Below are 8,710 nucleotides of genomic sequence, written 5' to 3' on the forward strand. Positions count from 1 at the left end.
CCTCCTCAGGAGGTGGTCTTTTACTGGTGAAAAGCGGCAAACGGATCTATCCTTTGCTGTTTTTATCCCTCCGCCACCGCCGTTTCACGTTGATACCAATGCAAAATAATCGTTATCATAGTGTGACGCGGATCTATACTTGAAGCTGCAACGTGGTATAGTGGTTATATAAAAAGTTTTTTTATTATTAAAGCTTATTAACAACGGCGTTTTCTTCACCATCAGGGTAAAACACGGTGTTTATGGCTTGTGAGTTTCAGCATACCGGGGCGACACCGATATACCTGGCTGCGGGTAAGCCGCAGTGTTTAACCTAGGATGGTATAAGATATGAAATTGCAGCAGCTTCGTTACATTGTGGAAGTGGTTAACCACAACCTGAATGTCTCCTCGACGGCAGAAGGGCTCTATACCTCGCAACCCGGCATCAGTAAACAGGTGCGCATGCTCGAAGATGAGCTGGGCATCCAGATTTTCGCCCGCAGCGGCAAACACCTGACCCAGGTCACCCCGGCCGGCCAGGAAATCATTCGCATCGCACGTGAAGTGCTGTCCAAGGTGGACGCCATCAAAGCCGTCGCCGGTGAACACACCTACCCGGACAAAGGCTCGCTGTACGTCGCCACCACGCATACCCAGGCTCGCTACGCCTTGCCCAACGTAATCAAAGGCTTCATCGAGCGTTACCCGCGCGTCTCGCTGCACATGCATCAGGGCTCGCCGACGCAGATCGCTGAAGCGGTCTCCAAAGGGACCGCCGATTTCGCCATCGCCACCGAAGCGCTGCACTTGTACGACGATCTCATCATGCTGCCGTGCTATCACTGGAACCGCGCGGTAGTCGTGAAGCCCGACCATCCTTTGGCGGGCAAAAGCAGCATCAGCATTGAAGAGCTGGCGGCTTATCCGATCGTCACTTACACCTTCGGCTTTACCGGGCGTTCGGAGTTGGATACCGCCTTCAACCGCGCCGGCCTGACGCCGCGCATCGTCTTTACCGCCACCGACGCCGACGTGATCAAAACCTACGTGCGTCTGGGATTGGGGGTGGGGGTGATCGCCAGCATGGCGGTGGATCCGGTTCAGGATCCGGATCTGGTGACGGTGGATGCGCGTGATATCTTCACCTACAGCACCACCAAGATCGGCTTCCGCCGCAGCACCTTCCTGCGCAGCTACATGTACGACTTCATTCAGCGCTTCGCGCCGCACCTGACGCGCGATGTGGTCGACAGCGCGGTGGCGCTGCGCTCCAACGAAGAGATCGAAGCGATGTTCAAGGACATCAAGCTGCCGATTAAGTAACTATCGACGATATCAAATCAAACCCGGAGAGGCGCCTGCCTAACCGGGTTTTTTTAGCCCGGAAATCCGTGCCTTCTTGCTTCTCAGGATCATCCTGAAAAGTCGCTGCCCTCTTTTCAACCCGTTAGCGTCTGAGTAGAGTGCAAACGTTCGGATCATTGAATAAGGAAATTCAACGTTATGCAGATATGCAGACTTAACTACAACGATGCCTCTCCAGACCGCCGCGTGCTGAAACTCCACGTCTACGGGGTGGGGACGTTTCCGGTGTTTTCAGGCAAGCCGAGTATGCTAAATCGTCCTGATTGCTCTTTCAGAGACAAAGGGGCGCTACCCCCGGGGCAGTATTGGATTGTTGATCGCCCTCATGGGAGTATACGAAACCCGCTGGAGTCATTAGGTAAAGACATATGGCATGGAACAAACCATTCTACGTGGCTTGGTTTGTTCAGTTTCCAAACGCTTACCGATAATTTGTGGATTAATGGACAAGATCGAGGCGGCTTTCGCATTCATCCATTGAGACCTAATGGCGAAGGAGAATCATGGGGTTGCATTACCTTCTACCATATTGCTGATTTTAATCGATTTCGACACGCACTCGTCCAACGTAGAAAATTCAAAATCCCCGGCTCACGTGTAGGTATCATGTCCTATGGTAGGGTAGATGTTACGGGTTCAACTAACTACGAGGCTTGCGATGTTTAAGAATTTGATGCTGTTTGCAACTTGTTTCATAGCGTCGTTTTTTATTCTTAACAAAATCCCGGTGCTTAAAAATCTGGTTGATATGACTGTAAATCAGGTTGGTGATTGGATGAATGCCGCTAACATAGCGAAAAGTGATGGAGAGTTTGATCCAGCGTTTCTCCCCGTGGTGATAACCTATATGTTGCTCGCGACATTTATTTTAATGGCCGTCGTCAAACGCTTAATGCGTAAACCCCGCTAAAGCCGCGGGATTTTCCCTGCCAAAACGCCGCCTCGTTGCGGCGTTTTTGTTGGCGCATTGCCTAACCCCTTGGCGGCGCTCGTACTTCCTTCCTGCTGATTGTTCCCGCCTATCGCTGTGATCAAATCGTGTTGTTATCAAAACGTTAACTTATCTTTGTGGTATCTTTAAACAAGACCTCACTGATTACCCTGTTTTAGTCACAATAAGAAATGGAGGAGCTATGTCGTCCGATCTTCGTGAAACGAGTCTGGATAAGCTGGTTGCGCTGAATAGCGAATATTACTACTACAGCCTGCCGCTGGCGGCGAAGCAGCTGGGTGATATCGACCGGTTGCCGAAATCAATGAAAGTGCTGTTGGAGAACCTGCTGCGCCATGTGGATGGCGATACTGTGCAGGTTGACGACCTCAAGGCCATCGTTGCCTGGCTGCAAACCGGCCATGCTGATCGTGAGATCGCCTACCGTCCGGCGCGCGTGCTGATGCAGGATTTTACCGGCGTACCGGCGGTGGTGGATCTGGCGGCGATGCGCGAAGCGGTACGGCGGCTGGGCGGCAACGTCGACCAGGTGAACCCGCTGTCGCCGGTGGATCTGGTGATTGACCACTCGGTTACCGTCGATGAATTTGGCGATGACAACGCCTTTGAAGACAACGTACGTATCGAAATGCAGCGCAACCACGAGCGCTACACCTTTCTGCGCTGGGGGCAGAAAGCCTTCAACCGCTTCCGCGTAGTGCCGCCGGGCACCGGCATCTGTCACCAGGTTAACCTTGAATACCTTGGCCAAACGGTCTGGCACAGCGACGAAAGCGGCCGACGCGTGGCTTATCCCGATACGCTGGTGGGCACCGATTCCCACACCACCATGATCAACGGCCTCGGCATCCTCGGCTGGGGCGTCGGCGGCATCGAAGCGGAAGCGGCGATGCTGGGCCAGCCGGTGTCGATGCTGATCCCGGACGTGGTCGGCTTCAAGCTGACCGGCAAGCTCCGCGAGGGCATTACCGCCACCGACCTGGTGTTGACCGTGACCCAAATGCTGCGCAAGCACGGCGTTGTCGGCAAGTTCGTCGAGTTTTACGGCGACGGGCTGGCCGATCTGCCGCTGGCGGACCGGGCAACCATCGCCAACATGTCGCCGGAGTTCGGCGCCACCTGTGGCTTCTTCCCGGTGGATGACGTTACGCTCGGCTATATGAAGCTCAGCGGCCGCAGCGCCGAACAAATCGCACTGGTGGAAGCCTACGCCAAAGCGCAGGGCATGTGGCGTAACCCGGGTGATGAACCGGTCTTCACCAGCTCGCTGGCGCTGGACATGTCAACCGTGGAAGCCAGCCTCGCCGGGCCGAAACGCCCGCAGGATCGCGTTGCGCTGCCGAATGTGCCGCAGGCGTTCAAGGCTGCCACCGAGCTGGATATCGGGGGGCACAAGGCCGATACCGACAGCAAAACCTTTACGCTGGACGGGCAGCAGCACGAACTGCGCGACGGCGCGGTGGTGATCGCGGCGATCACCTCCTGCACCAACACCTCCAACCCGAGCGTGATGATGGCGGCCGGCCTGCTGGCGAAAAATGCCGTCAAGAAAGGGCTGCGCAGCAAACCCTGGGTAAAAACCTCGCTGGCGCCGGGATCCAAAGTGGTAACCGACTACTTCGACAGCGCCAAACTCACCGCCTATCTGGAAGAGCTGGGGTTCAACCTGGTGGGGTATGGCTGCACCACCTGCATCGGTAACTCCGGCCCGCTGCCGGATCCGATCGAGCAGGCGATCAAAGAGGGCGATCTGACCGTGGGCGCGGTGCTGTCGGGCAACCGCAACTTCGAAGGGCGTATTCACCCGCTGGTGAAAACCAACTGGCTGGCCTCGCCGCCGCTGGTGGTGGCTTATGCGCTGGCGGGCAGCATGAAGATTGATCTGACCAAAGAGCCGCTGGGCGAGGGCAACGACGGTCAACCGGTCTACCTGAAGGATATCTGGCCGAGCAGCCAGGACATCGCTCAGGCGGTAGAAGAAGTGCGCACCGAGATGTTCCACAAGGAATACGGCGAAGTGTTCGACGGCGACGCCAACTGGCAAGCGATCCAGGTGGCCGGTTCGGCGACCTATCAGTGGCAGGAGGATTCTACCTATATCCGCCATCCGCCGTTCTTCAGCACCATGAAGGTGAAACCGGATCCGGTGCAGGACATCAAAGACGCGCGCATTCTGGCGATTCTGGCCGATTCGGTGACCACCGACCACATCTCGCCGGCGGGCAACATCAAGCGCGACAGCCCGGCAGGGCGCTACCTGAGCGAGCACGGCGTGGCGCCGCAGGATTTCAACTCCTACGGCTCGCGCCGCGGCAACCACGAAGTGATGATGCGCGGCACCTTCGCCAACATCCGCATCCGCAACGAAATGGTGCCGGGCGTGGAAGGCGGCTATACCCGCCATATTCCGTCGCAGCAGCAGCTGTCTATCTACGACGCCGCCATGCAGTATCAGCAGGAGAAGGTGCCGCTGGCGGTGATCGCCGGTAAAGAGTACGGTTCCGGCTCCAGCCGCGACTGGGCGGCGAAAGGGCCGCGCCTGCTGGGCGTGCGGGTGGTGATTGCCGAGTCCTTCGAGCGTATCCACCGCTCCAACCTGATCGGCATGGGGATTTTGCCGCTGGAGTTCCCGCAGGGAGTGACGCGCAAAACCCTGGGGCTGACCGGGGATGAGCAGATCAGCGTCGGCGGCCTGCAGCAGCTGCAGCCGGGCCAGACGGTGCCGGTGCATATCACCTATGCCGACGGGCGCAAGGAAGTGATCGACACCCGTTGCCGCATCGATACCGGCAATGAGCTGACCTACTACGAAAACGACGGCATTCTGCACTATGTGATCAGGAAAATGCTGTAATTAAGCAATAAAAAGGGCGCCGTAAGGCGCCCTGATTGTTTCCGCCGCGGCGGCGATCACTTCTGGTCGAGCAAATGGCCCATTTTGGCGGCCTTGGTCGCCAGATAGTGTTCGTTCTTCGGGTTGCGGCCGACGATCAGCGGCACGCGCTCGCTGATGTTGATACCGGCTTCGGTCAGGATCTCGACCTTTTTCGGGTTGTTGGTCAGCAAACGCACCGCGTCGACGCCCAGCAGTTTGAACATGTCGGCGCACAGGGTGAAGTCGCGTTCGTCGGCGGCGAAGCCGAGCTGATGGTTGGCCTCCACGGTGTCGGCGCCCTTATCCTGCAGGGCATAGGCGCGGATCTTGTTCAACAGGCCGATATTGCGGCCCTCCTGGCGATGATAAAGCAGGATGCCGCGGCCTTCTTCGGCAATCTGCTCCAGCGCGGCTTCCAGTTGAAAACCGCAGTCGCAGCGCAGGCTGAACAGAGCATCGCCGGTCAGACATTCGGAATGCACGCGCGCGAGCACCGGCGCTTCGCCGGAAATATCACCGAATACCAGCGCCAGATGGTCATGCCCGGTCGCCAGTTCTTCGAATCCTACCATCAGGAAATCGCCCCAAGGTGTCGGCAGTTTAGCCTCTGCCACCCGTTTAAGCTGCATGTCACTCTCCACAAAAGCGTACGATTCAATCATTGTCGCGCATCCTAAGTCCGGTACGGTAAATTGACCAAGACTAAAACGTGCTACGCCGATCTCTATTTCGTTAATTATCGGCTATTTTGCCACAACTTCTTGCCGGGCGGTGCTCAGCAAACCAGCAGATGGCGTTTTCTGGCCACCTATTATTGCGATAGGTTGCCTATCTGTTTAATTTTTCGCGTGTTATCAATATTGCACTCTTGTTACACTGCTGCCTGATTCACGCAGAGGAAGAATAGAATGTACGAGATAGCAAAACGCACGGCGGGCGGCGCACTGCTGCTGCTGTTGATGCCGCTGGCGGTCTGGGTATCCGGTTGGCACTGGCAACCCGGCGGCAATGAGCCGCTGCTCAAAGCGCTGTACTGGGTGACCGAAACCGTGACCTCGCCGTGGGGCATTCTGACCAGCGCTATCCTCTGCGGCTGGTTTTTGTGGTGCCTGCGCTTTCGCCTGAAGGCGGCCATCGGTCTGGCGCTCCTGCTTTTCGCCGCGCTGGTGATCGGGCAGGGGGTGAAGTCGTTAATCAAGGATCGGGTGCAAGAGCCGCGGCCGTTTGTGGTATGGCTGGAGCAAACCCACGGCGTGGACGGCAAATACTTCTATTCGCTGCATCGCAAAGAGCGCAGCGCGCTGGTGCGCGAGCAACTGCAGGATCAGACGCTGGTGCCGAACTGGCTGCGCAAGCACTGGCAGTTTGAAACCGGTTTCGCTTTCCCGTCGGGGCACACCATGTTCGCTGCCACCTGGGCGCTGTTGGGCGTAGGGCTGCTGTGGCCGCGCCGCCATTATAAAACCGTCGCGCTGCTGATGGTGTGGGCGACCGGCGTGATGGGCAGCCGTCTGCTGTTGGGCATGCACTGGCCGCGCGATCTGGCGATGGCCACGCTGATCAGCTGGCTGCTGGTGGTGGTTACCTGCTGGCTGGCGCAGCGCTGGTTCGGCCCGCTGACGCCGCCGCCGCAAGAGCAGCAGGAAATCGCGGCGCGCAAGCCGGAGATATGATCGTTATGTGACCATGTCACAAAAAGGCGGCGTCGGATCGGCGCCGCATTAACCGCTTACATTTTCCCGCCATTGCAATCCGCCCGGCCGCCCCCATATCCTTATAAATTCGACGTTTTGAGAAGCTTTCTCATCAATTTGTTCGCTAAGGCCGTTTACTGCCGAATATGCCAGCAGATATGTGGTTTTATCGTGCCGCGGGGTTTCCCTGCCGCAACGGGAAATGCTAACTTAAGGGTTAGGGACGCCACGTTTTGGCATCGTTAATCCGATTCACTCGGCCTCGCGGGAAAGAATGTGAAATATTTGCTGATTTTTTTGTTGGTTCTGGTGATCTTCGTGATTTCCGTCACCTTGGGTGCGCATAACGATCAGGTGGTCAATTTTAACTATCTGGTTGCGCAGGGCGATTATCGCGTATCGACCCTGTTGGCCACGCTGTTTGGCGGCGGTTTCGTTCTTGGCTGGATCATTTGCGGTCTGTTCTACCTGCGCACGCGCATTGCGCTGGGCCGCGCCGAGCGCAAGATCAAAAGGCTGGAGCTGCAGCTTGAGCAGCCCGCTGAACCGGCGGCTCAGCCCGTTGTCAGCAAGGAATAATCCTCTATGTTAGAACTGCTGTTTCTGTTGCTGCCCGTGGCTGCCGCGTACGGTTGGTACATGGGGCGCAGAAGCGCTCAGCAGGATAAACAGCAAGAAGCCAACCGCCTGTCGCGTGAATACGTGGCAGGGGTGAACTTTCTGCTTTCCAACCAGCAGGACAAGGCGGTCGATCTGTTCCTCGACATGTTGAAAGAGGACAGCAACACCGTTGAAGCCCACCTGACGCTGGGTAACCTGTTCCGTTCGCGTGGCGAAGTCGACCGCGCCATCCGCATCCATCAGGCCTTGATGGAAAGCGCCTCCCTGACTTTTGAACAGCGTCTGCTGGCGGTACAGCAGCTGGGCCGCGACTATATGGCGGCCGGGCTTTACGACCGCGCGGAAGACATGTTCAGCCAGTTGACTGACGAAGCGGATTTTCGCGTATCGGCGCTGCAGCAGCTGCTGGTGATCCATCAGGCCACCAGCGATTGGCAAAAAGCGATCGACGTGGCGGAAAGGTTGGTCAAGCTGGGTAAAGAGAAACAACGCGTCGAGATCGCACACTTTTATTGCGAACTGGCGCTGCAGGCGATGGGCAGCGACGATCTCGATCGGGCGATGAGCCTGCTCAAGCGTGCGGACGCAGCCGATAAACAGTGCGCGCGCGTGTCCATCATGTTCGGGCGCATCTACATGGCGCAAAACGACTACGCCAAAGCGGCAGAGTCGCTGCAGCGCGTCCTGAGCCAGGATAAAGAGTTGGTCAGCGAAACGCTGCCGATGCTGCAGGAATGCTATGCGCATCTGCCAGAACAGCAGCACAATTGGGCTGAATTCCTTAAGCGCTGCGTGGAAGAGAATACCGGTGCCACTGCCGATCTGATGCTGGCAGAGATTATCGAGCAGCACGAAGGGCGCGATGTGGTACAGGTCTATATCAACCGCCAGCTGCAACGCCATCCGACCATGCGGGTGTTCTACCGGTTGATGGATTATCATTTGGCGGACGCCGAAGACGGCCGGGCGAAAGAGAGCCTGCTGCTGTTGCGCGACATGGTCGGCGAGCAAATTCGCACCAAGCCGCGTTACCGCTGCCACAAATGCGGCTTCACCGCGCACTCGCTCTATTGGCATTGCCCGTCGTGCCGCGCCTGGTCATCGGTTAAACCGATCCGCGGCCTGGATGGCCAATAACGCCGCGGCACCAAAATAAAACGGGGCGATTTATCGCCCCGTTTTTTTATGTTTGACCCGTCCTGAATAGCGTTGACACATTTT

The 8,710-nt window shown here is 57.2% G+C and carries 8 protein-coding genes; 7 read left to right on the forward strand and 1 reads right to left on the reverse strand.

Annotation, left to right across the window (positions count from 1 at the left end; all coding sequences use genetic code 11):
- Positions 1–330 precede the first annotated feature (330 nt).
- The 4 genes from cysB (at position 331) to acnA (ending at position 5,153) form a co-directional block, all read left to right on the forward strand.
- Positions 331–1,305 (forward strand): HTH-type transcriptional regulator CysB, encoded by a 975-nt coding sequence (gene cysB, locus HMPREF3138_RS16870; protein WP_004930690.1) that lies wholly within the window; start codon positions 331–333, stop codon positions 1,303–1,305.
- Between the two features lie 180 nt (positions 1,306–1,485).
- A complete protein-coding gene (locus tag HMPREF3138_RS25705) occupies positions 1,486–2,013 on the forward strand; it encodes a DUF2778 domain-containing protein (protein ID WP_071605307.1) in 528 nt (175 codons plus the stop codon).
- On the forward strand, positions 2,006–2,257 hold the full coding sequence (locus tag HMPREF3138_RS16875; protein ID WP_038886047.1) for a hypothetical protein: 252 nt from the start codon (positions 2,006–2,008) through the stop codon (positions 2,255–2,257). Before HMPREF3138_RS25705 ends, HMPREF3138_RS16875 begins: the two co-directional genes overlap by 8 nt.
- 223 nt (positions 2,258–2,480) lie before the next feature.
- Positions 2,481–5,153 (forward strand): aconitate hydratase AcnA, encoded by a 2,673-nt coding sequence (gene acnA, locus HMPREF3138_RS16880; RefSeq protein ID WP_038874449.1) that lies wholly within the window; start codon positions 2,481–2,483, stop codon positions 5,151–5,153.
- Between the two features lie 56 nt (positions 5,154–5,209).
- Here the strand turns inward: acnA and ribA are convergent, their stop codons facing one another.
- Entirely contained in the window at positions 5,210–5,803 is a 594-nt protein-coding gene (gene ribA / locus HMPREF3138_RS16885; RefSeq protein ID WP_019452695.1) for a GTP cyclohydrolase II, read from the reverse strand.
- Between the two features lie 279 nt (positions 5,804–6,082).
- On the opposite strand from ribA, the gene pgpB reads away from it, so the two are divergent.
- The 3 genes from pgpB (at position 6,083) to lapB (ending at position 8,626) form a co-directional block, all read left to right on the forward strand.
- Positions 6,083–6,847: a phosphatidylglycerophosphatase B gene (gene pgpB / locus HMPREF3138_RS16890; RefSeq protein WP_038874446.1), complete on the forward strand. Its 765-nt coding sequence runs from the start codon at positions 6,083–6,085 to the stop codon at positions 6,845–6,847.
- 297 nt (positions 6,848–7,144) lie between these two features.
- Positions 7,145–7,447, forward strand: coding sequence for a LapA family protein (locus HMPREF3138_RS16895; protein ID WP_038874444.1), 303 nt, complete (start codon positions 7,145–7,147; stop codon positions 7,445–7,447).
- Between the two features lie 6 nt (positions 7,448–7,453).
- Positions 7,454–8,626, forward strand: coding sequence for a lipopolysaccharide assembly protein LapB (lapB, locus tag HMPREF3138_RS16900; RefSeq protein WP_038874443.1), 1,173 nt, complete (start codon positions 7,454–7,456; stop codon positions 8,624–8,626).
- Positions 8,627–8,710: the final 84 nt, after the last annotated feature.

It is taken from the genome of Serratia sp. HMSC15F11 (assembly GCF_001808215.1).
GTDB classification, from domain to species: Bacteria; Pseudomonadota; Gammaproteobacteria; order Enterobacterales; family Enterobacteriaceae; genus Serratia; species Serratia nevei.

Bases quoted from the DNA above. Each gene is read 5' to 3' on its own strand.
- cysB (WP_004930690.1), top strand. From the start codon at position 331: ATGAAATTGCAGCAGCTTCGTTACATTGTGGAAGTGGTTAACCACAAC.
- HMPREF3138_RS25705 (WP_071605307.1), top strand. From the start codon at position 1,486: ATGCAGATATGCAGACTTAACTACAACGATGCCTCTCCAGACCGCCGC.
- HMPREF3138_RS16875 (WP_038886047.1), top strand. From the start codon at position 2,006: ATGTTTAAGAATTTGATGCTGTTTGCAACTTGTTTCATAGCGTCGTTT.
- acnA (WP_038874449.1), top strand. From the start codon at position 2,481: ATGTCGTCCGATCTTCGTGAAACGAGTCTGGATAAGCTGGTTGCGCTG.
- ribA (WP_019452695.1), bottom strand. From the start codon at position 5,803: ATGCAGCTTAAACGGGTGGCAGAGGCTAAACTGCCGACACCTTGGGGC.
- pgpB (WP_038874446.1), top strand. From the start codon at position 6,083: ATGTACGAGATAGCAAAACGCACGGCGGGCGGCGCACTGCTGCTGCTG.
- lapB (WP_038874443.1), top strand. From the start codon at position 7,454: ATGTTAGAACTGCTGTTTCTGTTGCTGCCCGTGGCTGCCGCGTACGGT.